Origin of the sequence: Mycobacterium zoologicum, assembly GCF_020181635.2 — a bacterium.
In the GTDB taxonomy this organism is placed as follows: Bacteria; Actinomycetota; Actinomycetes; order Mycobacteriales; family Mycobacteriaceae; genus Mycobacterium; species Mycobacterium zoologicum.
In genome coordinates, this window is record NZ_JAYJJS010000008.1 from 112,403 (window position 1) to 134,562 (window position 22,160).

Here is a 22,160-nt window from a genome sequence, read left to right on the forward strand (position 1 = left end):
CTGCGCAGGAGGAGAAGAGTGTTCTCGGCTTTCATCTCATCACTGCGGACCGTCGACTTGAGGCGCAAGATCCTGTTCGCCCTGGGGATCATCGTGGTCTACCGGCTCGGCGCGTCGATCCCGTCGCCCGGCGTGGACTACCAGAACGTGCAGCAGTGCATCAAAGAGGTCAGCGGCGGTGACGCGGCCCAGGTCTACTCGCTGATCAACCTGTTCTCCGGCGGTGCGCTGCTGCAGTTGACGGTGTTCGCCATCGGCGTGATGCCCTACATCACCGCCAGCATCATCGTGCAGTTGTTGACGGTGGTCATCCCGCGCTTCGAGGAGCTGCGTAAAGAAGGCCAGTCCGGCCAGAACAAGATGACGCAGTACACCCGGTACCTGACGGTCGCGCTGGCCGTCCTGCAGGCCACAAGTATCGTGGCGCTGGCTGCCAACGGCGGGCTGCTGCAGACCTGCAGCCTGCGTCACGACATCATCTCCGACCACAGCATCTTCACCCTGATCGTCATCGTGCTGGTGATGACCTCCGGTGCGGTGCTGGTGATGTGGCTGGGTGAGCTGATCACCGAACGTGGCATCGGCAACGGCATGTCGCTGCTGATCTTCGTCGGCATCGCCGCCCGCATCCCGATCGAGGGCAAGTCCATCCTGGACTCCCGTGGTTCGGTGGTGTTCACCATGGTCTGCCTGGCCGCGCTGGCCATCGTCGTCGGCGTCGTCTTCGTCGAGCAGGGCCAGCGCCGCATCCCGGTGCAGTACGCCAAGCGCATGGTCGGCCGGCGGATGTACGGTGGCACCTCGACGTACCTGCCGCTGAAGGTCAACCAGGCCGGCGTTATCCCGGTCATCTTCGCCTCGTCGCTGATCTACATCCCGCAGCTGATCACCCAGTTGGTCAACGGCGGCAACTCCGGCTCCGGATGGTGGGCCAAGATCGTCAGCACCTACCTGTCTGACCCGTCGAACCTGGTCTACATCGCGGTGTACTTCGGCCTGATCATCTTCTTCACCTATTTCTACGTCTCGATCACGTTCAACCCCGACGAGCGCGCTGACGAGATGAAGAAGTTCGGCGGCTTCATCCCGGGTATCCGCCCCGGCCGGCCGACCGCGGACTACCTGCGTTACGTGCTCAACCGGATCACCCTGCCGGGCTCGATCTATCTGGGCGTGATCTCCGTGCTGCCGAACCTGTTCCTGCAGATGGGCAACTCCGGCACCGTGCAGAACCTGCCGTTCGGTGGTACCGCGGTGCTGATCATGATCGGTGTCGGCCTGGACACCGTGAAGCAGATCGAGAGCCAGCTCATGCAGCGCAACTACGAAGGGTTCCTCAAGTGAGAGTCGTATTGCTGGGGCCGCCGGGGGCCGGTAAGGGAACCCAGGCCGTGAAACTGGCCGAGAAGCTGGGTGTCCCGCAGATCTCCACCGGTGACCTGTTCCGGCACAACATCGCCGAGGGCACCGAGCTGGGCCGCCAGGCCAAGCAGTACCTCGACGCCGGCGACCTGGTGCCACCGGAGCTGACCAACGCGCTGGTCGAAGACCGGATTGACCAAGCGGATGCCGCTGACGGTTTCATCTTGGACGGGTACCCACGTTCGGTGGAGCAGGCCGAAGCGCTGCACGCCATGCTGGAACGCCGCCAGACCAAGGTCGACGCGGTCCTGGAATTCCGGGTCACCGAGAGCGAACTGCTCAAGCGGCTCAAGGCGCGTGGCCGCGCCGACGACACCGCCGAGGTCATCCACAACCGGATGATCGTCTACCGCGAGGAGACGACGCCGCTGCTGGACTACTACCAGGACGAGCACGAACTGCATGTGGTGGACGCACTGGGGACCCTCGACGAGGTGTTCGACCGCGCCCTGACCGCCCTGGGAAAGTAGTGGTCGGTTGGGGGAAGCGGCGCAAGGTCGTGCCGCATCGCAGCCCCGGTGAGCTTGACGCGATGGCCGCGGCAGGCGCCGTCGTCGCGGCCGCCCTGGCCGCGGTGCGAGCGGCCGCTGGCGCCGGTGTGTCGACCCTGCAACTCGACGAGGTCGCCGAATCGGTGATCCGGGACGCCGGTGCCACCCCGTCGTTCCTGGGCTACCACGGCTTCCCGGCGTCGATCTGCAGCTCGGTCAACGACCGGGTGGTGCACGGCATCCCGTCCTCGGCCGAGGTGCTGGCCACCGGTGATCTGGTGTCCATCGACTGCGGCGCCATCCTGGACGGCTGGCACGGCGACGCGGCGGTCACCTTCGGCATCGACACGCTGACCGAGGCCGACGAGCAGCTGTCGGCGGCCACCCGGCAGGCGATGGAGGCCGGTATCGCCGCGATGGTGGCGGGCAACCGCCTCACCGACGTCTCGCACGCCATCGAAACGGGCGCTCGCGCCGCGTCGAAGCAGTTCAAGCGGGGGTTCGGCATCGTCGACGGCTACGGCGGCCACGGTATCGGCCGCGAGATGCACCTCGACCCGTTCCTGCCCAACGAGGGCTCGCCCGGCCGCGGGCCGCATCTGGTGGTCGGGTCGGTGCTGGCGATCGAGCCGATGCTGACCCTGGGCACCGACCAGACCAAGATCCTCGACGACGAGTGGACGGTCGTCACCGTCGACGGCTCTCGCGCCGCGCACTGGGAACACACCGTCGCGGTCACCGAGGACGGACCCCGGATCCTGACGCGGGCCTGACGGGCGGGGAGACCATGAACCCGCCCGACGACCGCGACCCGATCGCACTGGCCCGAGCCAATTGGGAGCGGGCCGGGTGGGGCGAGGTCGCCGACGGGATGGTGGCGGTGACGTCGGTGATGCGCGCCCATCAGATCCTGCTGGCCCGGGTGGAGGCCACCCTGCGGCCCTACGACCTGAGCTTCTCCCGGTTCGAGCTGTTACGCCTGCTGGCGTTCAGCCGCTCCGGTGCCATGCCGATCGCCAAGGCGTCCGACCGGCTGCAGGTGCACGTCACCAGCGTCACCCACGCGATCCGGCGGCTGGAGGCCGCCGGGCTGGTGGAGCGGCTGCCGCATCCCACCGACGGCCGCACCACGCTGGTGTCGATCACCGCCCGGGGGCGCGCGACGGTGGAAGATGCGACCGCGACGCTCAACCGTGAGGTGTTCTCCGACATCGGGATGTCGGAGCAGCAGTCCCGCACCCTGTCGAACGTGATCGAGACGCTGCGGCGCAACGCCGGGGATTTCTAGACGGCTTCGCGGGCGGTGGCCGACGGGATCGGGATGGTGGCCGTGACGGCGGTGCCCGAGCCGGGACGCGACCGGATGTTCAGCCGCCCACCCACCAACTCGGCGCGCTCGGCCATCGAGAGCACCCCGTAGCCGCCCATCTCGTCGCCGCCGACCGGGTGCTCGAAGGTGTCGAAGCCGACGCCGTCGTCGACGATCTCCAGCCGGGCGGTGTCGGGGTCGGCGGTGACGGCGAAGCGCAGCCGCACCACGGTGGCCGCGGCGTGCTTGACGACGTTCTGCAGGCCCTCCTGGGCGATCCGGTACAGCGCCAGCTCGATGTGCTCGGGCAGCCGCACCTCGTCGAGATCCAGCTCGATGCGCGGCGCCGGAATCGATCGGGCGAGGCTGGCCAGCCCGCCGGCCAGGCCCAGGTCGTCGAGCACCGGCGGGCGCAGGCCGCTGATCGCCACCCGGGTCTCCTGCAGCGTCAGCCCGGCCAGCTCGCGGGCGGCCTCCAGCTGCGCCGACGCCTCGTCCGGATCGTTGCCGACCGCCCGGGCGGCGGCGTCGAGCCGGTAGGACAGCGTCACCAGGCGCTGCGAGATGCCGTCGTGGATGTCGCCGGCCAGCCGGCGGCGCTCGATCTCCTGGGCCTCGATCACCTGCTCGACGAACAGCTCGTGGGCGCGTTCGCGGGCCACCAGCTGCCGGTGCAGCCGGGCCTGGTGCATGGCACCGGCGATCAGCCGGCCGATCACCCGCAGCAACTCGATGTCGCCGTCGGTGAATTCGCGGCGCGCCACGGTGTGCACGTTGAGCACGCCCACCAGCCCGCCCGGATCGGTCTCCATGGGCACCGACACCATCGAGGTGAAGTCGCGCCCGCGCAGCGACTCGATCGGCACATAACGCGAGTCGGCCTCCTTGTCGTCGCAGATCACCACCGGCTCGCGGTGCCGCGCCACCCAACCTGACACCCCGGATTCCAGCGGCAGCCGGATCTTGCCGACCTCGGTGTCGAACGGCGGGGTCGCGCCGGTCAGCGTCAGCGAGCGTTCGGTGTCGTCGAGCACGTGCACGAAGCAGACATCGGTGCCGGTGGCCGCGGTGATCATCCGGGCAGCCGCGGCGGCCAGCGGCTCCACGCCGGGCCCGCTGGACGCAGCCTGGATGAGCTCGCGAAGCAGGGCCAGCTCGTGGTTGGCGTCCACGAAATCGCGTACCGCGCCCTGTTTGCGGGCCCGAGGGCGTGGTGCGCCGGAAGGGCTCACCGGTAGATCCCCTCGCGCAGCGCGGTGGCCACCGCGCCCGTGCGATCGGAGACACCCAGCTTGCGGTAGATCGAACGCAGGTGGCTTTTGACGGTCTCGTCGCCGATCACCAGCTTGGCGGCGATCCCGCGGTTGGACAGGCCGCTGACCATGTAGGCCAGGATCTCGCTCTCGCGCTGGGTCAGGCCCTGGCGGGCGCCGGGCCAGAACTCGTCACGCTGCAGGCGCGCCGCGGTGCCGACCGCCCGCGCCGCCAGTCCGGGGTCGATCACCGTCTCGCCGCGGTGGGCCAGCTCGATCTGGTGCACCAGGTCGTCGCTGCTGACGCTCTTGAGCAGGTAGCCGCTCGCGCCGACCCGCAGCGCCTCGAACAGGTACTGCTCGTCGTCGTAGACGCTCAGCATCACGACTTTGCGCTCCGGGTCGCGTTCGCGCAGGGCCAGACAGAGGTCCAGGCCGCTTTCACCGCGCATCCGCACGTCGCACAACACGACGTCGGGGTCGGTGTCGGTGACCACCGACAGCGCCTGCTCGGCGTTGATGGCCTGTCCGACGACCTCGATCCGGTCGGCGAACGCCGTCAGCATGGCCCGCAGGCCCTCGATCACCATCTCGTGGTCGTCGACGAGGACCAGGCGCACGGGCATAGCAAGACAATAGGGCCCGAATAGGCGCTGGCATTTCTATCCCCCCGGACGGTTCCCCCAAATGGGGGAGGACGGACGGGCCCTTTTCGGGCACCCTGGCTGTTATGCAGATCACAACTGAGCTCGCGACATGGACCGGACCCAGCCGCCCGTACTGGTGGGGTCAAGTGCAGCACGATGCCGAGGTTTACCCGCTGCAGGCGGTGATCTTCGATCTGGACGCTCTTGCCGACGCCGACGGCGAGCCCCGCGCCGGGCTGCACGACCTGGTGCTGAGCCTGTTCTCCACCGGCCTGTGGGTCGCGGTGGTGGGCACCGGGCCGCGCGAGGAGTTGCAGGATCGGGTGCGCGAACTCATGGGCGACGGCATGACCGAGACCGTGATCAGCGCCGATGACCTTACCGGCCCGGACGGTGACGCCGAGCTGTACCGGCTGGCGCTGTGGGAGCTGGGCATCGTCGCCGGTGAGACGTTGGTGATCGCCGGGTCCGAGGCCGGCGCCCGGACCGCATCGGCGATCGGCCTGCCGGCGATCTTCATCGGTTCCGACGGCTACGATGGGTTGTCGGCCGCCGGGTGCCGCGAGTTGCACTCCGACCGGGTGGTCGCGCGGTTCAGCTGCCGCGAAGCGGGCTGATCACGGCCCTGGTTGATTGACGCGCGACCACCGGTCATCGACCATGAGGTGGTGCGTCGACTAGTGGTTCTGCTGTGCGCGATGGGTCTGACCGCGGCGACAACAACACCGGCCGCAGCCGTCGTCGACCCGTGGTTCGGAAATGCGGTCGGCAACGCCACCCAGGTGGTTTCGGTTGTCGGAGTGGGTCATTCGACCGCGAACATCGACGTCTACCAGCGGAGTGTCGCGGGCTGGGAACCGGTCGCGGCCGGGATTCCGGCGCATGTCGGCTCGGCGGGCATCACACCGCGGACGAGGGAAGGTGAGCCGTCGACCCCGATGGGGGTTTACCCGCTCGACTCGGCGTTCGGCACCGCGCCCAATCCCGGCGGAGGCCTGCCGTATGTGCAGGTCGGGTCCGATCACTGGTGGGACAGCGACTCGGGCAGCCCGACCTACAACACCATGCAGGTCTGCAAAAAGGCCCAGTGCCCGTTCGACACGGCAGCCAGTGAGAACCTTCAAATCCCGCAGTACCGGCACGCGGTGGTGATCGGCTACAACAACGCCCGGGTACCCGGCGCCGGCTCCGCCTACTTCTTCCACACCACCGACGGCGGGCCGACGGCGGGGTGCGTGGCGATCGACGACGCCACGCTGGTGAAGATCATCGGCTGGCTGCGGCCGGGCGCGGTGATGGCGATCGCGAAGTAGTCGGCGGGCCGACGGACGTTCAGCTCTCCCGCAGCAGATTGATCACGGCGCTGAAGTCCTGCGCGCTGTGCTCTGCGGCGAAGTCGCGGTAGATCGCCGCGGCATGGCTGCCCAGCGGGGCGGCTGAGCCGGTCGAGGTCACCGCGTCCATCGCCAGACCCAGGTCCTTGTTCATCAGGGCGGTGGCGAACCCCGGTTCGAAGTTCCGGTTCGCCGGGGAGGTCGGCACCGGGCCGGGGACCGGGCAATTGGTGTGCAGCGCCCAGCAGTTCCCGGTGGCCCCGGTCATCACGTCGAACAGCGCCTGGTCGGCCAGGCCGAGTTTCTCGGCCAGCACGAACGCCTCGGCGACCGCCACCTGCTGCACAGCCAGCACCATGTTGTTGCAGATCTTGGCGGCCTGGCCGGCGCCGGTCCCGCCGCAGTGAATGATCTTGGCGGCCATCGGTTCCAGCACCGGGGTGGCACGCTGTACGGCATCGGCCTCGCCGCCGACCATGAACGCCAGCCGCCCGGCCACCGCGCCGGTCACCCCGCCGGACACCGGCGCGTCGAGCTGGGCGATCCCGTGCTTGCCGGCCAGGGCATGGGCCTCGCGGGCGTCATCGACCGAGATGGTGGAGCTGTCGATGAACAGCGTGCCGGCTTTCGCGACCGGCAGGACTTCGAGGTAGCAAGCCTTTACCAAGTCGCCGTTGGGCAGCATGGTGATCACCACGTCGGCGCCGGCGACCGCTTCAGCCGCGGTGGCATGCATGCTCACCCCGTTGGCCGCGGCAGTCTCGGCGGCCGCCGGGACCGGGTCGAAGCCGTGCACCGGGTGACCGGCTTTGACCAGGTTGGCCGCCATCGGCCCGCCCATGTGGCCCAGTCCCAGAAACGCGACCGTTTGCATCAATGCCCCTAGCTGCCGGATCGGACTCGGGAGGCCTCGGCTCGGCCGACGACCATCCGCATGATCTCGTTGGTGCCTTCCAGGATGCGGTGCACCCGCAGATCCCGGACGATTTTCTCCAGACCGTACTCACGCAGATACCCGTACCCGCCGTGCAGCTGCAGGGCCTTGTCGGCCACCTCGAAGCACGCGTCGGTGACGTAGCGCTTGGCCATCGCGCACAACTCGACCTTGTCCGGAGATCCCTCGTCGAGTGCACTGGCCGCCCGCCACAGCAGCAGCCTCGAGGTCTCCAGGGCGGTGGCCATGTCGGCGAGGGTGAACCGGACGGTCGGCTCGTCGAGCAGCGCCTTGCCGAACGCCTGACGGTCGGCCAGGTAGCCGCCGGTCTTGTCGAACGCGGCCTGGCCGCCGCCCAGTGAGCAGGCTGCGATGTTGATCCGGCCGCCGTTGAGGCCGTTCATCGCGATCGAGAATCCGGTGCCCTCGCCCTGCGCGCCACCCAACATCGCCTCGGCGGGCACCCGCACCCCTTCGAGGACGACCTGGGCGGTCGGCTGGGCATTCCAGCCCATCTTCTGCTCGGCGGCGCCGAAACTCAGTCCGGGCGTGCCCTTTTCGACGATAAACGTCGAGATGCCCCGCGGGCTGTCGTCCCCGGTTCGCGCCATGATCACGTACACGTCGGAGACGCCGGCGCCGGAGATGAACTGCTTGACGCCGTCGAGCACATAGTCGCCGCCCGAGCGCACCGCGCGGGTGCTGAGCGCGCTGGCGTCCGAGCCCGCGCCGGGTTCGGTGAGGCAGTAGCTGGCGACGGATTCCATCGACGCAAGCGTGGGCACCCAGGCCTTGCGCTGTTCCTCGGTGCCGTAGCTGTCGATCATCCAGGCGCACATGTTGTGGATCGACAGGTAGGCGGCGATCACCGGATCGGCGATCGAGAGCTGTTCGAAGATGCGCACCCCGTCCAGGCGGCGCAGGCCCGAGCCGCCGGCGTCTTCGCGGCAGTAGATCGCCGCCATGCCCAGGCCGGCGGCCTCGCGCATCACATCCACCGGAAAGTGGTGGGTGGCATCCCATTCCAGCGCGTAGGGTGCCAGCCGCTTCTCGGCGAACGCCGCCGCGGTCTCGACGATCACCCGTTCTTCTGCGTCCAATGTCGTGTCCATTGCGCCCTATCCCATTGTGGGGATATGGAATTCGGCCCCGTCCTTGATGCCCGAGGGCCAGCGCTGCGTGACGGTCTTGACCTTGGTGTAGAACTGGATTGACGCGGTGCCGTGCTGGTTGAGGTCGCCGAATCCGGACCGCTTCCAGCCCCCGAAGGTGTGATAGGCCACCGGCACCGGGATCGGCACGTTCACCCCGACCATCCCGACCTGCACCCGGGAGGTGAAGTCGCGGGCGGTGTCGCCGTCGCGGGTGAAGATCGCCACCCCGTTGCCGTACTCGTGCTCGGACGGCAACGCAAGCGCCTCTTCGTAATTGGCGGCCCGGACGATGCACAGCACCGGGCCGAAGATCTCGTCGGTGTAGATCGACATCTCGGTGGTGACGTGATCGAACAGGGTGGGCCCGATGAAGTAGCCGTCGGCCAGGTTGTGATCGCCGAAGGTCAGCTCGTCGCTGGCGCGCTCCCGCCCGTCGACCACCAATTCGGCGCCGGCGTCCACGCCCTGGCCGATGTAGTCGCGGACCCGGGCCAGGGCGGCCTCGGTGATCAGCGGCCCGTAGTCGGACTTGGGGTCCAGGCTGTGCCCGACCCGCAACTGGTTGACCCGCTCGACCAGCTTGGCGCGCAGGCGATCGGCGGTTTCCTCACCGACCGGCACCGCCACGCTGATCGCCATGCAGCGCTCGCCGGCGCTGCCGTATCCGGCGCCGATCAGCGCGTCGACGGCCTGGTCCAGGTCGGCGTCGGGCATCACGATCATGTGGTTCTTCGCGCCGCCGAAGCAGTGCGCACGCTTGCCGTTGGCGGTCGCCGTCGAGTAGATGTACTCGGCGATGTCGGAGCTGCCGACGAAACCGACGGCTTGGATGTCGGGGTGGTGCAGCAGGGCGTCCACGGCCTCCTTGTCGCCGTGCACCACCTGGAACACTCCGGCCGGCAACCCGGCCTCGAGGAACAGTTCGGCCAGGCGCACCGGCACCGACGGGTCGCGCTCGGACGGCTTGAGGATGAACGCGTTGCCGCAGGCCAGCGCCGGGCCGGCTTTCCACAGCGGGATCATCGCCGGGAAGTTGAACGGGGTGATCCCGGCGACGACGCCCAGCGGCTGGCGCAGCGAGAACACGTCGATGCCTGGGCCGGCGCCCTCGGTGTGCTCGCCCTTGAGCAGGTGCGGGATGCCGACGGAGAACTCGATCACCTCGATGCCGCGCTGAATGTCGCCGCGGGCGTCGTCGACGGTCTTGCCGTGTTCGCGGGAGAGCAGCTCGGCCAGCTCGTCCATGTTCTCGTTGACCAGGTTGATGAAGCGCATCAATACCCGGGCCCGGCGCTGCGGATTGTATGCGGCCCAGCCCTTTTGGGCTTCCACTGCGATGGCGACGGCGGCGTCGACTTCGGCGGAGTCGGCCAGCGGGACCTTGGCCTGCACCGCTCCGGTGCTGGGATCGAACACGTCGGCGGTGCGCTTGGATGCGCCCGCGGCGCGTTTGCCGTTGATGAAGTGCGAAATCTGTGTGGTCATGCGCCATCCCCGTGACTGTGGTGGGTGGACCGGAGCCGGCCCCGACCCCGAGAATACTAGGACATCCTAGTAAATGCGAGAGGCGGCTTGCCGCCGCGTTCACAGGCGGCCCGGAGCCCCCGCCACTAGGGTTTGCGGTGTCCAGTGCAACCCGAACGGTGAGGTGGGTGAGGCCATGACGCCGCTCAAGCCGACGGGTCCGGCGGGAGACGAATCACCCACCGTGTCGATACCGGTCATGAGCGGCGGCCGGTCCACCGAGGTTCAGATCGGTCGCCGCGCCGACAGCGACATGGTGGTCGCCGATCCGCTGGTGTCGCGGGCGCACGCCACCTTGGTCACCACCGGGGCCGGCCTGGTGATTATCGACAACGACAGCATCAACGGCACCTTCGTCAACGGCCGCCGGATCGTCCGCTCCGCGCTGAGCGACGGTGACGTCGTCACCTTCGGCAACACCGATTTCACCGTCGCGGGCGGCACCCTGGTGCTCCGGCCCGTCGATCACCATGTCGGCGGACTCGAGGCGGAGCAGCTCGGGCTGACCATCGACGGCCGGCAACTGCTGGACGACGTGTCCCTGACCGCGCGGCCCGGCACCCTCACGGCGGTCATCGGGCCGTCGGGCGCGGGCAAGTCCACCCTGATCAACCTGCTGGGCGGCGCAATGCAACCCAGCATCGGCCGAGTCGGCTTCGACGGCCACGACGTACACGCCCAGTACGCATCGCTGCGGTCGCGGATCGGGGTGGTGCCCCAGGACGACGTCGTGCACCGCCAGCTCACCGTCGAGCAGGCGCTTGGATACGCCGCCGAGCTGCGACTGCCGCCGGACACCTCCGCGGCCGATCGTCGCGCCGTGGTGGACCGGGTCATCGATGAACTGGAGTTGACCCCGCACCGCAAGACCCGGGTCGACAAGCTCTCCGGCGGTCAGCGCAAACGCGCGTCGGTGGCGATGGAACTGCTCACCGGGCCGTCGCTGTTGATCCTCGATGAGCCGACCTCAGGCCTGGACCCGGCGTTGGACCGCCAGGTCATGACGATGCTGCGCCGGCTCGCCGACGCCGACCGGGTGGTCGTGGTGGTGACTCACTCGCTGACCTACCTCGACATGTGCGACCAGGTGCTGCTGCTGGCGCCCGGCGGCAAGACGGCGTTCTCCGGGCCGCCCGCCGAGATCGGCGCGGTGATGGGCGGCACCGACTGGGCGGACATCTTCGCCTTCGTCAGCGCCGACCCCGACGCCGCGCACCGCGAGTACCTGGCCCGCCGGCAGGACACCCGGACGGTGAATCTCGGGGCCCAGGCCCGCGGCCGGGCCGGCTCGGCGGGAAGTCCGGCCCGCACCAGCCTGACGCGCCAGATCTTCAGCGTGGCCCGCCGTCAGGTCCGGTTGATCACGGCCGACCGCGGCTACTTCGCCTTCCTGGCGCTGCTGCCGTTCGTTCTCGGTGCACTGGCGCTGGTGGTGCCCGGCGAGAGCGGTTTCGGGATCGCCGATCCACGCGGCGATTCGCCCGAAGAGGCGTCGGCCATCCTGCTGGTTTTGTTGGTCTCGGTGGTGTTCATGGGTACGGCGCTGACCATCCGGGATCTGGTGGGGGAGCGCTCCATCTTCCGTCGCGAACAGTCGGTGGGTCTGTCGGCGTCGGCGTATCTGGCGGCCAAGGTGCTGGTGTTCAGCGCTGCGGCACTGGTGCAGACCGCGGTGCTGACCGCGATCGTGGTGGCCGGCAAGGGGGCGCCGACCCGGGGTGCGCTGCTGTTGGGTAGCCCGGTCGTCGAGCTGTATCTGGTGCTCGCGCTCACCGCGATCGTCTCGGCGGTGATCGGGCTGGCGCTGTCGGCGATGGCCAAATCCACCGAGCAGATCCTGCCGATGCTGGTGGTGGTGATCATGGTCTCGCTGGTGTTCTCCGGAGGCATGTTCCCGATCGGCACGCGATTCGGGCTCAGCCAGATCTCCTGGTACCTGCCGTCGCGGTGGGGGTACGCCGCCGCTGCCGCGACGGTCGATGTGACCGCCATCGATCCGCTCGCCGCGCACGACCAGTTGTGGACGCACGAGGCCCGGTGGTGGCTGGCCGACATGGCGATCCTGGCGCTGCTGGGGGTGGTGTGGGCCGGTGTGGTGCGCTGGCAGCTGCGGCTTCCGCGCCGCGGTTAGCGAGGCTCGACGGAGGAGAGGCGAAGCTGGACCGCGGGTTTAGCGCCGCGGTTAGCGAGGCCCCGCCGACGTCGGTTTTCGGCTCTTTTGGACTGTGGCGCGGATGCGGGTATTGTTGGACGACGGTGCGGCGTCCGCATCGGCTCTTGCGTGCCCAGTCTTGGGTTCCTGGACAACCTGGAACTTCCTGCCACCGGCTCACGTTTTGCAGTCGGTCAGCGCTGTGCCGTGGCGGGCGCATGCACACAACAGTTAAGCCAGACACGGAGGATCGCCGGAGAGTAATGGCCAAGAAAGACGGTGCCATCGAGGTCGAGGGTCGAGTGGTCGAACCACTGCCCAATGCGATGTTTCGTATTGAGCTGGAGAACGGTCACAAGGTACTCGCCCATATCAGCGGCAAGATGCGGCAGCACTACATCCGGATCCTGCCCGAGGACCGGGTGGTCGTGGAGCTGTCGCCCTACGACCTGTCCCGCGGACGCATCGTCTACCGGTACAAGTAATTCTCCAAGCGTCATCCGTACGTCAGACCAGCGATAAGAACAGGACCACAGCAGCCGTGAAGGTGAACCCCAGCGTCAAGCCGATCTGCGACAAGTGCAGGGTGATCCGTCGGCACGGTCGTGTCATGGTGATCTGCTCGGACCCGCGCCACAAGCAGCGTCAGGGCTAGCCAAGCAGCTTCAACCACAACTGAATGCAGACCTCCCAGTACCACTGAGCTCCGCTGGCATCTTTAGAGATGGGCCGGCTCAGCAACGCCCGGATCGGAGGCCGGGCCCCGGAGCTTTTCACACCGGGAACGGGCTGGGACCAACACCTCCGCTACGAAAGAGGGAATGCCACCCATGGCACGACTAGTGGGCGTCGACCTGCCGCGCGATAAGCGCATGGAGATCGCGCTGACCTACATCTACGGCATCGGCCGTACTCGCTCCTGCGAGATCCTCGCCGCCGCCGGTATCGACAAGGACCAGCGCAGCAAGGACCTGACCGACGACCAGGTGACTGCGCTGCGTGACTACATCGAGCGCAACCTGAAGGTCGAGGGCGACCTGCGCCGCGAGGTGCAGGCGGACATCCGCCGCAAGATCGAGATCGGCTGCTACCAGGGTCTGCGGCACCGTCGCGGCCTGCCGGTGCGCGGCCAGCGGACCAAGACCAACGCGCGCACCCGCAAGGGCCCCAAGCGCACCATCGCCGGTAAGAAGAAGGCCAGGTAAGACCCATGGCAACCAAGAAAGCGACCGGGCCCAAGAAGGGCCAGAAGACCCGGCGGCGGGAAAAGAAGAACATCCCGCATGGTGCCGCGCACATCAAGAGCACCTTCAACAACACGATCGTGACGATCACCGACCCGCAGGGCAATGTCATCGCCTGGGCGTCGTCGGGTCACGTCGGGTTCAAGGGCTCGCGTAAGTCCACCCCGTTCGCCGCGCAGCTGGCCGCCGAGAACGCTGCCCGCAAGGCGCAGGAGCACGGCGTGAAGAAGGTCGACGTGTTCGTCAAGGGCCCGGGTTCGGGCCGTGAGACCGCGATCCGCTCGCTGCAGGCCGCCGGCCTCGAGGTCGGCGCGATTTCCGATGTCACCCCGCAGCCGCACAACGGCTGCCGTCCGCCCAAGCGGCGCCGGGTCTAGGAGGATTACGAAAGATGGCTCGTTACACCGGACCCGCCACCCGCAAGTCCCGCCGGCTCGGCGTCGACCTCATCGGTGGTGACCAGGCATTCGAGAAGCGCCCCTACCCGCCCGGCCAGCACGGTCGCGCGCGGATCAAGGAAAGCGAATACCGGCTGCAGCTGCAGGAGAAGCAGAAGGCTCGCTTCACCTACGGCGTCATGGAGAAGCAGTTCCGTCGCTACTACGAGGAGGCCGTCCGTCGTGGCGGCAAGACCGGCGAGGAGCTGTTGCGCATCCTGGAGAGCCGGCTGGACAACGTGGTTTACCGCGCCGGCCTGGCCCGCACCCGTCGGATGGCCCGCCAGCTGGTCAGCCACGGCCACTTCACCGTCAACGGTGTGAAGGTCGACGTGCCCAGCTACCAGGTGTCGCAGTACGACATCATCGACGTCCGCGAGAAGTCGATCAACACGGTGCCGTTCCAGATCGCCCGCGAGACCCAGACGGACCGGCCGGTCCCAAGCTGGCTGCAGGTGGTCGGGGAGCGTCAGCGCATCCTGATCCACCAGCTTCCGGAGCGCGCCCAGATCGTTGTGCCGCTCGCCGAGCAGCTGATCGTCGAGTTCTACTCGAAGTAAAACCCTGCACTGACCAGTGCAGGACTTGACCGGCATCAAATAGCGGGTGCCGAGAAGGAGATAGAAGAAAATGCTGATCTCGCAGCGTCCGACCCTGTCCGAAGAGGTCGTGGCCGAGAACCGGTCGCAGTTCGTCATCGAACCGCTCGAGCCGGGTTTCGGTTACACCCTGGGCAACTCGCTTCGTCGTACCCTGCTGTCGTCGATCCCCGGCGCGGCGGTCACCAGCATCCGCATCGACGGTGTGCTGCACGAGTTCACCACGGTCCCGGGCGTCAAGGAGGATGTCACCGACATCATCTTGAACCTCAAGGGCCTGGTGGTCTCGTCCGAGGAGGACGAGCCGGTCACCATGTACCTGCGCAAGCAGGGCCCCGGTGCCGTCACCGCCGGTGACATCGTGCCGCCGGCCGGTGTGACGGTGCACAACCCGGACATGCACATCGCCACCCTCAACGACAAGGGCAAGCTCGAGGTCGAGCTGATCGTCGAGCGCGGCCGCGGGTACGTCCCGGCCGTGCAGAACAAGGTCTCCGGCGCCGAGATCGGCCGTATCCCGATCGACTCGATCTACTCGCCGGTGCTCAAGGTGACCTACAAGGTCGAGGCGACTCGTGTCGAGCAGCGCACCGACTTCGACAAGCTGGTGCTGGACGTGGAGACCAAGAACTCCATCAGCCCGCGGGACGCGCTGGCCTCGGCCGGTAAGACCCTGGTCGAATTGTTCGGTCTGGCACGGGAACTCAACGTCGAGGCCGAGGGCATCGAGATCGGCCCGTCGCCGGCCGAGGCAGACCACATCGCCTCGTTCGCGCTGCCGATCGACGACCTGGACCTGACGGTGCGGTCGTACAACTGCCTCAAGCGCGAGGGTGTGCACACGGTCGGGGAGCTGGTCGCCCGCACCGAGTCCGACCTGCTCGACATCCGCAACTTCGGCCAGAAGTCGATCGACGAGGTCAAGGTGAAGCTGCACCAGCTGGGCCTGTCGCTCAAGGACAGCCCGGCCAGCTTCGACCCGTCGCAGGTCGCCGGTTACGACGTCGCGACCGGCACCTGGTCGGCCGACGCGGGCGGTTACGACGAGCAGGACTACGCCGAAACCGAGCAGCTCTAAAAAGAATTCCGTCCCGGTCCTACCTGATACGGGGGCCGGCCCCATTTAGGAGAAGTCGCAATGCCCAAGCCCACCAAGGGGCCCCGCCTCGGCGGAAAGTCCTCGCACCAGCAGGCGCTGCTGGCCAACCTGGCCACCTCGCTGTTCACCCACGGCCGGATCAAGACGACCGAGCCCAAGGCGCGGGCACTGCGGCCGTACGCCGAGAAGTTGATCACCCACGCCAAGAAGGGCACGCTGCACAACCGGCGTGAGGTGATGAAGAAGATCCGCGACAAGGATGTGGTGCACTCGCTGTTCGCCGAGATCGCCCCGCACTTCGCGGACCGCAGCGGTGGCTACACCCGGATCATCAAGGTCGAGGCGCGTCAGGGCGACAACGCCCCGATGGCCGTGATCGAGCTGGTTCGGGAGAAGACGGTGACCAACGAGGCCGACCGGGCGCGTCGCGCCGCGGCCAAGGCGGAGAAGGCCGCTCAGGCGGAGAAGGCTGCCGAGAAGGTCGAGGAAGCCAAGGTCGAGGAGCCGGCGGCCGAGGCTTCCGAGGCCTTCGACGCCTCCGCGGCCGAGGCCACTGAGGCTCCCGAAGCCACCGAAGCCACTGACGAGTCCTGAGTCCGGGGCCGAAGTTCGACTTCGGCTCGACATCGCCTACGACGGCACCGATTTCGCCGGGTGGGCGGTACAGAACGGACAGCGCACCGTCGCCGGTGTTCTCGAAGAGACACTGGCGACGGTGTTTCGCGTTCCGGTCCGGGTGTTCGGCGCCGGCCGCACCGACACCGGCGTGCATGCCACCGGGCAGGTCGCCCACGTCGACATTCCGCAAAGTGCTGTCGCACATGCCTATTCGCGTGGCCGGCCCGCCGACGAGCCGGAATTCCTGGCGCTGACACGGCGCTTGGCGCGTTTCCTGCCGGCCGACGTCCGGGTGCTGCGGGTGAACCGGACTACCCGCGACTTTGATGCCCGATTCTCCGCGCTGCGGCGGCACTACACCTACCGCCTGTCGACGGCGCCCTACGGGGTGCTGCCGCAGTCGGCCCGCTACGTCACCGCCTGGCCACGCCCCCTGGACGTCGAGGCGATGACGCAGGCGTCACAGACTCTGTTGGGGCTCAACGACTTCGCGGCGTTCTGTCGTCATCGCGAGGGCGCCACCACCATCCGCGACCTGCAGCGCCTCGAGTGGGAGCGCGACGGTGACCTGGTCACCGCGCATGTCAGTGCCGACGCGTTCTGCTGGTCGATGGTGCGCTCTCTGGTCGGTGCACTGCTGGTCGTCGGTGAGCACCGGCGCAGCGTCGCCTGGTGCGCCGATCTGTTGAATGCGCAGCGCCGGTCCAGTGACTTCACCGCCGCCCCGGCGCGCGGCCTGACCCTGGTCGGGGTGGACTACCCACCGGACGATCAGCTCGGGGCGCGCATCGTGATCACCCGGGACCTGCGCACCCGCTGAACCCCGCCCCTTTGCCGCGAGCGTGCAGAAACGTCCGCCAAAACCCCAGGTGGAGGCGGACGTTTCTGCACGCTCGGGGCAGAGGGGGCGGGAAGGGGCTAGGGGGCGGGAAGGGGCAGAGGGGGCGGGAAGGGGCGAGGGGGCGGGAAGGGGCGAGGGGCTAGAGCAGGCCCGCCACGAACGAGGCGGCCTGATTGGTCATCCCGGGCGTGTAGCTCGAATGGGCCGAGAAGTTACGGCCGGGAGAGCACACCGGGTCCCCGTCGGTGCACAGGTCGATGGTCTTGAACCCATACGCCGGGCTGTTGGTCAGCGGCTGCCCGAACTTGTTGGACGGGTTGCCGAACACCGCCACCGCCGCAACGTGGTCGGCGGCCTCCGGCGGCAGCGGCGCGGTGAACCCGAAGCCGGGCACCGGCGCGGCGGCGATGATGTCGATGATCGCCGCACCTTGCGAATAACCGCCGAGGACCAGCCGGGTGCCCGGACAGTTCTCCACCATCCACATGACGTGCCCGCTGGCGTCGTTGGCGCCGTCGGCAGACCGACCGAAGTCGTAGCTGGCCGGGTAGTTCACCGCGTAGGCACCGACCGACCGCGACGTCCGCCCGCGCAGGGCGCCGACGAACGCGTCGCCCACCCGGCCGAGACCCGGCGAATCATTGGTGCCACGCGCGAACACCACCTCGACATCGGGGCAGCCGTCGGCGAAGGCCACCGGCACGGTCGCGGGAGTCGGGTTGATCAGCAGCGCTGCGGCGACGACGCCGGCCGCCGGGATGCGGTATGCCTTCACGGGCATCGATACTAACGAAAGAAGCGTTGACGATCTAACTAATTGTGGTGGAGGTCTCAGGGCACCAGCGGGCCGGGTGCGGGAACCGGTCCGGCAGCCCGCAGCCGGCTGGCCACGAAGTTGGCGGCTTGGCTGGTCAGCGCCGGGATGTAGCCGTCGGTGTGGTCGCTCCACTCGTTGCCGGGGCCCTCGTGACAGATCGGGTCGCCCGGGTTGCACAGGTCGATGGCCTTGGAGCCGAACAGCGCGCTCTGCTGGCTGATCGGCCCGCCGGTGCGGTCGGCCGGGTTGCCGAACGTGGCGACGGCCACCACCTGGTCGGCGTATTCGGCGGGCAACTGGCTGCCCCAGCTGATCCCGCCCACCTGGGTGCCGGTGACGATATCGATCACCGAGGCGCCCTGCGAATAGCCGCCCAGCACCAACTGGGTGTCCGGGCAGACGTCGGCCGCGGCCTTGACCCGCTTGATCACGTCGTTGGCGCCGTCACCGCCCCCCAGCTGCAACCGGCCGGCGGGGTAGTTGACCGCATACTCGTCGACCTTCTTGGAGGTCTGCTGCCGCAGCGAGTCGATCAGCGCCCGACCCACCCGGCCCACACCGGGGGGCTCGCTGGTGCCGCGGGCGAAGATCACCTCGACGTCGGGGCAGTCGTAGGCGGACGCCTCCGGAATGGAGCCCGGGGCCACCGCGGGGACGGTGAGCAGGGCGGCGACAGTCATCGCCACCGTGAAAATGCCGCGCAATCGATCGAAATGCATAACAGGGATGGTACCCAAGCTGCGCAGGTGGCCCGTCGGCCTGTGGATGGCCGGGCACCCGTCGCGCCGGCCCCGGCTAGCGTCGCCGGCACGGAAAGGGTGCCGATGACCAGAGAATCGACGACACGGCTGCAGGTCAGTGCGCACCGATTCCAGGCCCGCCGGATGGAGCGTGCGCTGCGCTGCGGGCAGCCGGCGGGCGGCCCCGCGCCGGGCGGCTCCGCGCTGGCCTTCGGCTGCCTGCTGAGTGCTGTGGCGTTGGCCGGCGCGGTGGCACTGGCGGTGCTGCGGCCGCAGCCGGGCCTGGGGGACGCGCCGATCCTGCTGGACCGTGCCTCGGGGGCGCTGTATGTCCGGGTCGGCGACACCGTGCACCCGGTGTTCAATCTGGCGTCGGCTCGCCTGATCGCCGGGACGGCCGCGGACCCGCGGCCGGTGGACGGGGCTGCGATCGGGCGGGCCCGGCGCGGCCCGCCGCTGGGCATTCCGGGCGCCCCCGGTGTGCTCGGGCGCGCACTGGACGACACCGCGACGTGGTCGATCTGCGATGACGCCGCGGTCGGCACCACCCTGATCGCCGGGGTCGACCTGGCGGCCTCCAGGCGGATCGATCCGAGAGAGGCGGTGGCGGTGCGCTCGGAGTCCGGGATCGACTATCTGTTGCGCTCCGGGCGGCGGGCCCCGGCCGGGCAGCCGCCGCCGGCCCCGCGGCGGGTGTCGGCGTTGCTGCTCAATGCGGTGCCCGAGGCTGTGCTGGTCGACGCCGTGCCGGTGGCACTTCCGGTGGAACTGCCCGCCGCCGCGACGACGCTGTGCGCGCATTGGCGGGCCGGGGACCCGGATGGGATCACCCTGTCGGCCGGGGTCGGGCTGCCGTTGCCGGACGGTGCGGCGCCGACGATGCTGGCCCAGGCCGACGGGCCGGGGCCGGCGCTGGACGCGGTGTACCTGCCGCCGGGCCGCAGCGCCTATGTGCGGGGCGGCACCGGACCCGGATACCTGATCGCCGACACCGGCGTGCGGTTCACCGTCGCCGTCGCCGCAGCGGCCCGTAGCCTGGGCCTGCCCGAGACGCCCGTCACGGTGCCGTGGCCGATGCTGGCCGGGTTGCCGGCCGGGCCGCTGCTCGGCGCGGAACAGGCCGGCGCTACCCGCGACGTCGGGCCCGGGCGGTGATCGACACCAGCAGCACGGCGAGCAGAACCCCGATGCCGGTGATCGCGGTGCGCAGGCCGGTCGGTTCGGGTTCGGGTTCGGGTTCGGGGACCGGTGCCGGCGCCTGCCGGGCTGTGGGCCGCGGCGGCGTAGGCCGGGGCGCGTCGAAGGTGAGCGCGGCCAGCGGGTCGATCACCCCGGCGCCGACGACGTCGTCGCGGCCACCGGGCGGGTGATGCGCGGTGGCCCTGATCCGGTCCATCACCTGCCGCGCAGTCCACTGCGGGTGCCGCGAGCGGATCAGCGCCGCCAGACCGCTGACCACCGGAGCGGCGAAGCTGGTGGCGCTGGTGGCGGTGGCCAGGTCGTCACCGACGGTGCTCAGCGACAGCACCGCCTCGCCAGGCGCGGCCACGTCCACCCACGGGCCGGGCCGGGTGAACGCCGACGGTGCGCCCTGGGCATCCACCGAGGCGACGGTCAGCACGTAGTCGTCGTACCAGGCGGGTGTGACGATCGTCGGCTCGGCGGTGCCGCATTCGTCGTCGGTGTTGCCCGCGGCGGCCACCACCACCGCACCTTTCACCTCGACGGCGTAGGCCAGCGCGGCCCCCAGGGCACGGTCATCGACTCCGTGCGCCGGTCCGCAGGCCACCGTCGAGATGTTGATGACGGTCGCGGCCAGGTCGGCGGCGATGCGTACCGCCTTGGCCAGGGTTTCGACATCGCCGACCCCGGGTGGCCCGCCCACGGTGCCGAATCGGGTACTGGACTGACGGATTCCGATGACCGTGGCCAGCGGCGCCATGCCACCGAACCTGTCGGTGGCGGGATCGGTGGTGGCCCCGATGATTCCGGCAACCATGGTGCCGTGCCCGTCGCAGTCCTGGGTGCCGTCGCCGCTCGCCACGTAGTCACCGCCGCCCACCAGGCCGGGCAGCCGCCGGTGCGGTGCGACGCCGGTGTCGATCACCGCCACCCGCTGCCCCGCCCCGCGGGTCAGGGCCCACAGTTCGGGAAGATTCAGCCCGTCGAGTTGGGTGGCGGCGAGGCCCGGATCGCGGGCCGGCACCGTACACACCGTCTGCTGCACGGTGGGGCGGGCCGGCGCGGCCGGTGCCGGGGCGGGCAGTCGGGTGCTGTCGATGGTGGGTGGGGTGACGGCGTTCGCGCAGGGCACGCACTGGGTGGTCGCGGCGATCGCCCCGGCGGCGAGCACTCGGGTGATCCGGCGGGCACGCATCGGCTACCCCAGTCCGCGGACCGCGCCGTACACCCCGGCGACCCAGCAGGCCAGCGGCAGCAGCGCGCCCAGTGTCAGGCTCTCCAGGACCTCGGCGGCGCGTCGGCCCAGTGCGGAATCATCTTGGGCCGCAAAGCCGGTCGCGAGCGCCGTCCCGCCCAGCAGCACCGCCGTCGCCGCCTGCCCAGGACCGGGACCCGCACCGAGTACGGCGATACCCAAGATGGTGACCCCGCCGGCCAGCAGCGCCGCAATCTGCCGGGCGTCGGCGTGCGAGCGGGCCCGCAGCACCAGGGCTGCGCCGCACGCCGCGATGAACGCCACCCCGACCAGGCGGGGGACCCCGGGCACCGGATCGGTGACTGCGACGCCGCCCGCACCCAGCACCGCCATCGCCGCCGAACCGGCGACCAGCCCGGTCAGCAACACGTGCGCCGTGCCACTCGGGCCGCAGACCCTGACCGCGATCCGGCCCGCAGCCCGTAGCGCACCCACCGCCGACGCGACCGCCGCCGCACCCACGACCTGTCCCGAAATCCCGGTCGCCACAGCGGCCATCCCGGCGACGGCGGCCAGCACGGCCAACCCGGCCAGGCAGCACAGCGTCACCCGCACGCTCGGACCGCAACCGCTGGACGGCACCGTCAACGCCGCCACGGTCCCGGCCGCCGCGACCGCGAGCATCGCGTTCGGCGCACCCGGACCGCCGGGGACCGCCACGAAACCGGCGACCCCGGACATCGCCGACGCCGTGAGCCCGGCGGCCAGCCGGCTCCCCGCCGGGGTCCAGGGGCGGGCCGCCGCCCGCGCCGACGCCGCGAGCTGTTCTGCGGGATCGTCGAAAACCGGTTCCGGCACCGGGTATTCGGCCGGCGTCAGTGCCAGCACCGCTCCGTCGCGAATACCATGTTGTGCCAAAGATTTCGAACCATCCAAGGGGGAACGGCCGGGCAGGCCGAGGCGATACGGTCGCAGCTCCTGGAGGTCGGCTCGGCGCGGCAGCAGGTCCACGATCGCGGCGATCAACGCGGCCACCGGCACGCCCGAGGGCAACGCCATGTCGGCGTGACCGCGCTCGGTGTGCACCGCGACCCGCCGCAGGCCCGAATCTGTCGCCGCCATGTTCTCGCCTCCTCGGCTCTCGTTCTGGGGGGCACGCTATCGCTGG

At 69.3% G+C, this 22,160-nt stretch carries 25 protein-coding genes; 16 read left to right on the forward strand and 9 right to left on the reverse strand.

Annotated elements, in window-relative coordinates; translation table 11 throughout:
• Positions 1-18: 18 nt before the first annotated feature.
• From secY to K6T84_RS09345, 4 genes are read left to right on the forward strand one after another with little or no spacing between them, the layout of a single operon-like run.
• Positions 19-1,344, forward strand: coding sequence for a preprotein translocase subunit SecY (secY, locus tag K6T84_RS09330; RefSeq protein ID WP_224862416.1), 1,326 nt, complete (start codon positions 19-21; stop codon positions 1,342-1,344).
• A complete protein-coding gene (locus tag K6T84_RS09335) occupies positions 1,341-1,892 on the forward strand; it encodes an adenylate kinase (RefSeq protein ID WP_224862415.1) in 552 nt (183 codons plus the stop codon). Before secY ends, K6T84_RS09335 begins: the two co-directional genes overlap by 4 nt.
• The gene (gene map, locus K6T84_RS09340; RefSeq protein ID WP_225400554.1) at positions 1,892-2,686 is read left to right on the forward strand and encodes a type I methionyl aminopeptidase; all 795 of its coding nucleotides are present in this window, start codon (positions 1,892-1,894) and stop codon (positions 2,684-2,686) included. The genes K6T84_RS09335 and map overlap by 1 nt, the downstream gene beginning before the upstream one ends.
• Before the next feature lie 14 nt (positions 2,687-2,700).
• On the forward strand, positions 2,701-3,201 hold the full coding sequence (locus tag K6T84_RS09345; protein WP_224862413.1) for a MarR family winged helix-turn-helix transcriptional regulator: 501 nt from the start codon (positions 2,701-2,703) through the stop codon (positions 3,199-3,201).
• Here K6T84_RS09345 and K6T84_RS09350 read toward each other — a convergent pair.
• A complete protein-coding gene (locus tag K6T84_RS09350) occupies positions 3,198-4,394 on the reverse strand; it encodes a GAF domain-containing sensor histidine kinase (RefSeq protein ID WP_224865954.1) in 1,197 nt (398 codons plus the stop codon). The two genes, K6T84_RS09345 and K6T84_RS09350, sit on opposite strands and share 4 nt — an antisense overlap.
• A 56-nt stretch (positions 4,395-4,450) precedes the next feature.
• A complete protein-coding gene (locus K6T84_RS09355; protein ID WP_224862412.1) occupies positions 4,451-5,101 on the reverse strand; it encodes a response regulator in 651 nt (216 codons plus the stop codon).
• A 104-nt stretch (positions 5,102-5,205) separates the two neighbouring features.
• Here K6T84_RS09355 and K6T84_RS09360 point away from each other — a divergent pair, with 104 nt between their 5' ends.
• Both K6T84_RS09360 and K6T84_RS09365 read left to right on the forward strand, forming a co-directional pair.
• Positions 5,206-5,739 (forward strand): HAD family hydrolase, encoded by a 534-nt coding sequence (locus tag K6T84_RS09360; protein WP_224862411.1) that lies wholly within the window; start codon positions 5,206-5,208, stop codon positions 5,737-5,739.
• A 51-nt stretch (positions 5,740-5,790) separates the two neighbouring features.
• Positions 5,791-6,435, forward strand: a complete 645-nt coding sequence (locus K6T84_RS09365; RefSeq protein WP_408066080.1) for a L,D-transpeptidase family protein — start codon at positions 5,791-5,793, stop codon at positions 6,433-6,435.
• 19 nt (positions 6,436-6,454) lie between these two features.
• Here the strand turns inward: K6T84_RS09365 and mmsB are convergent, their stop codons facing one another.
• From mmsB to K6T84_RS09380, 3 genes are read right to left on the reverse strand one after another with little or no spacing between them, the layout of a single operon-like run.
• On the reverse strand, positions 6,455-7,330 hold the full coding sequence (gene mmsB, locus K6T84_RS09370; RefSeq protein ID WP_225400553.1) for a 3-hydroxyisobutyrate dehydrogenase: 876 nt from the start codon (positions 7,328-7,330) through the stop codon (positions 6,455-6,457).
• A gap of 8 nt (positions 7,331-7,338) precedes the next feature.
• On the reverse strand, positions 7,339-8,502 hold the full coding sequence (locus K6T84_RS09375) for an acyl-CoA dehydrogenase family protein (RefSeq protein ID WP_225400552.1): 1,164 nt from the start codon (positions 8,500-8,502) through the stop codon (positions 7,339-7,341).
• Between the two features lie 6 nt (positions 8,503-8,508).
• Positions 8,509-10,029 (reverse strand): CoA-acylating methylmalonate-semialdehyde dehydrogenase, encoded by a 1,521-nt coding sequence (locus K6T84_RS09380; RefSeq protein WP_224862408.1) that lies wholly within the window; start codon positions 10,027-10,029, stop codon positions 8,509-8,511.
• A 175-nt stretch (positions 10,030-10,204) separates the two neighbouring features.
• On the opposite strand from K6T84_RS09380, the gene K6T84_RS09385 reads away from it, so the two are divergent.
• The 9 genes from K6T84_RS09385 (at position 10,205) to truA (ending at position 17,037) form a co-directional block, all read left to right on the forward strand.
• Positions 10,205-12,199 carry an ATP-binding cassette domain-containing protein gene (locus K6T84_RS09385; RefSeq protein WP_225400551.1) on the forward strand — a complete coding sequence of 665 codons (1,995 nt, stop codon included), beginning with the start codon at positions 10,205-10,207 and terminating at the stop codon, positions 12,197-12,199.
• A 284-nt stretch (positions 12,200-12,483) separates the two neighbouring features.
• Positions 12,484-12,705 carry a translation initiation factor IF-1 gene (gene infA, locus K6T84_RS09390; protein ID WP_003418601.1) on the forward strand — a complete coding sequence of 74 codons (222 nt, stop codon included), beginning with the start codon at positions 12,484-12,486 and terminating at the stop codon, positions 12,703-12,705.
• 56 nt (positions 12,706-12,761) lie between these two features.
• The gene (gene rpmJ / locus K6T84_RS09395; RefSeq protein ID WP_003879483.1) at positions 12,762-12,875 is read left to right on the forward strand and encodes a 50S ribosomal protein L36; all 114 of its coding nucleotides are present in this window, start codon (positions 12,762-12,764) and stop codon (positions 12,873-12,875) included.
• Positions 12,876-13,050: 175 nt separating this feature from the next.
• Complete coding sequence (gene rpsM, locus K6T84_RS09400) at positions 13,051-13,425, forward strand: 30S ribosomal protein S13 (RefSeq protein WP_225400550.1); 375 nt, start codon at positions 13,051-13,053, stop codon at positions 13,423-13,425.
• Positions 13,426-13,430: 5 nt separating this feature from the next.
• Complete coding sequence (gene rpsK, locus K6T84_RS09405) at positions 13,431-13,841, forward strand: 30S ribosomal protein S11 (protein WP_024443770.1); 411 nt, start codon at positions 13,431-13,433, stop codon at positions 13,839-13,841.
• A gap of 14 nt (positions 13,842-13,855) precedes the next feature.
• The gene (gene rpsD / locus K6T84_RS09410; protein WP_224862405.1) at positions 13,856-14,461 is read left to right on the forward strand and encodes a 30S ribosomal protein S4; all 606 of its coding nucleotides are present in this window, start codon (positions 13,856-13,858) and stop codon (positions 14,459-14,461) included.
• A 70-nt stretch (positions 14,462-14,531) separates the two neighbouring features.
• Positions 14,532-15,578 carry a DNA-directed RNA polymerase subunit alpha gene (locus K6T84_RS09415; RefSeq protein ID WP_224862397.1) on the forward strand — a complete coding sequence of 349 codons (1,047 nt, stop codon included), beginning with the start codon at positions 14,532-14,534 and terminating at the stop codon, positions 15,576-15,578.
• Between the two features lie 60 nt (positions 15,579-15,638).
• On the forward strand, positions 15,639-16,193 hold the full coding sequence (rplQ, locus tag K6T84_RS09420) for a 50S ribosomal protein L17 (protein ID WP_224862395.1): 555 nt from the start codon (positions 15,639-15,641) through the stop codon (positions 16,191-16,193).
• Positions 16,153-17,037 (forward strand): tRNA pseudouridine(38-40) synthase TruA, encoded by an 885-nt coding sequence (gene truA, locus K6T84_RS09425; RefSeq protein ID WP_408066082.1) that lies wholly within the window; start codon positions 16,153-16,155, stop codon positions 17,035-17,037. Before rplQ ends, truA begins: the two co-directional genes overlap by 41 nt.
• 160 nt (positions 17,038-17,197) lie before the next feature.
• Here the strand turns inward: truA and K6T84_RS09430 are convergent, their stop codons facing one another.
• Complete coding sequence (locus K6T84_RS09430; protein WP_225400549.1) at positions 17,198-17,839, reverse strand: cutinase family protein; 642 nt, start codon at positions 17,837-17,839, stop codon at positions 17,198-17,200.
• A 50-nt stretch (positions 17,840-17,889) separates the two neighbouring features.
• Entirely contained in the window at positions 17,890-18,555 is a 666-nt protein-coding gene (locus tag K6T84_RS09435) for a cutinase family protein (RefSeq protein WP_224865948.1), read from the reverse strand.
• A gap of 144 nt (positions 18,556-18,699) precedes the next feature.
• Here K6T84_RS09435 and eccB point away from each other — a divergent pair, with 144 nt between their 5' ends.
• Complete coding sequence (eccB, locus tag K6T84_RS09440; protein WP_225400548.1) at positions 18,700-19,770, forward strand: type VII secretion protein EccB; 1,071 nt, start codon at positions 18,700-18,702, stop codon at positions 19,768-19,770.
• Here eccB and mycP read toward each other — a convergent pair.
• Positions 19,742-20,992: a type VII secretion-associated serine protease mycosin gene (mycP, locus tag K6T84_RS09445; RefSeq protein WP_225400547.1), complete on the reverse strand. Its 1,251-nt coding sequence runs from the start codon at positions 20,990-20,992 to the stop codon at positions 19,742-19,744. The genes eccB and mycP overlap by 29 nt on opposite strands.
• 3 nt (positions 20,993-20,995) lie before the next feature.
• On the reverse strand, positions 20,996-22,114 hold the full coding sequence (locus K6T84_RS09450) for an EsaB/YukD family protein (protein WP_224862387.1): 1,119 nt from the start codon (positions 22,112-22,114) through the stop codon (positions 20,996-20,998).
• Positions 22,115-22,160: the final 46 nt, after the last annotated feature.

What these genes read in the sequence shown, in the direction of transcription:
- K6T84_RS09345 (WP_224862413.1), top strand. Translation starts at nt 2,701, where the DNA reads ATGAACCCGCCCGACGACCGCGACCCGATCGCACTGGCCCGAGCCAAT.
- K6T84_RS09355 (WP_224862412.1), bottom strand. Translation starts at nt 5,101, where the DNA reads ATGCCCGTGCGCCTGGTCCTCGTCGACGACCACGAGATGGTGATCGAG.
- K6T84_RS09360 (WP_224862411.1), top strand. Translation starts at nt 5,206, where the DNA reads ATGCAGATCACAACTGAGCTCGCGACATGGACCGGACCCAGCCGCCCG.
- mmsB (WP_225400553.1), bottom strand. Translation starts at nt 7,330, where the DNA reads ATGCAAACGGTCGCGTTTCTGGGACTGGGCCACATGGGCGGGCCGATG.
- K6T84_RS09375 (WP_225400552.1), bottom strand. Translation starts at nt 8,502, where the DNA reads ATGGACACGACATTGGACGCAGAAGAACGGGTGATCGTCGAGACCGCG.
- K6T84_RS09380 (WP_224862408.1), bottom strand. Translation starts at nt 10,029, where the DNA reads ATGACCACACAGATTTCGCACTTCATCAACGGCAAACGCGCCGCGGGC.
- K6T84_RS09385 (WP_225400551.1), top strand. Translation starts at nt 10,205, where the DNA reads ATGACGCCGCTCAAGCCGACGGGTCCGGCGGGAGACGAATCACCCACC.
- infA (WP_003418601.1), top strand. Translation starts at nt 12,484, where the DNA reads ATGGCCAAGAAAGACGGTGCCATCGAGGTCGAGGGTCGAGTGGTCGAA.
- rpsM (WP_225400550.1), top strand. Translation starts at nt 13,051, where the DNA reads ATGGCACGACTAGTGGGCGTCGACCTGCCGCGCGATAAGCGCATGGAG.
- rpsK (WP_024443770.1), top strand. Translation starts at nt 13,431, where the DNA reads ATGGCAACCAAGAAAGCGACCGGGCCCAAGAAGGGCCAGAAGACCCGG.
- rpsD (WP_224862405.1), top strand. Translation starts at nt 13,856, where the DNA reads ATGGCTCGTTACACCGGACCCGCCACCCGCAAGTCCCGCCGGCTCGGC.
- K6T84_RS09415 (WP_224862397.1), top strand. Translation starts at nt 14,532, where the DNA reads ATGCTGATCTCGCAGCGTCCGACCCTGTCCGAAGAGGTCGTGGCCGAG.
- rplQ (WP_224862395.1), top strand. Translation starts at nt 15,639, where the DNA reads ATGCCCAAGCCCACCAAGGGGCCCCGCCTCGGCGGAAAGTCCTCGCAC.
- K6T84_RS09430 (WP_225400549.1), bottom strand. Translation starts at nt 17,839, where the DNA reads ATGCCCGTGAAGGCATACCGCATCCCGGCGGCCGGCGTCGTCGCCGCA.
- K6T84_RS09435 (WP_224865948.1), bottom strand. Translation starts at nt 18,555, where the DNA reads ATGACTGTCGCCGCCCTGCTCACCGTCCCCGCGGTGGCCCCGGGCTCC.
- eccB (WP_225400548.1), top strand. Translation starts at nt 18,700, where the DNA reads ATGACCAGAGAATCGACGACACGGCTGCAGGTCAGTGCGCACCGATTC.
- mycP (WP_225400547.1), bottom strand. Translation starts at nt 20,992, where the DNA reads ATGCGTGCCCGCCGGATCACCCGAGTGCTCGCCGCCGGGGCGATCGCC.
- K6T84_RS09450 (WP_224862387.1), bottom strand. Translation starts at nt 22,114, where the DNA reads ATGGCGGCGACAGATTCGGGCCTGCGGCGGGTCGCGGTGCACACCGAG.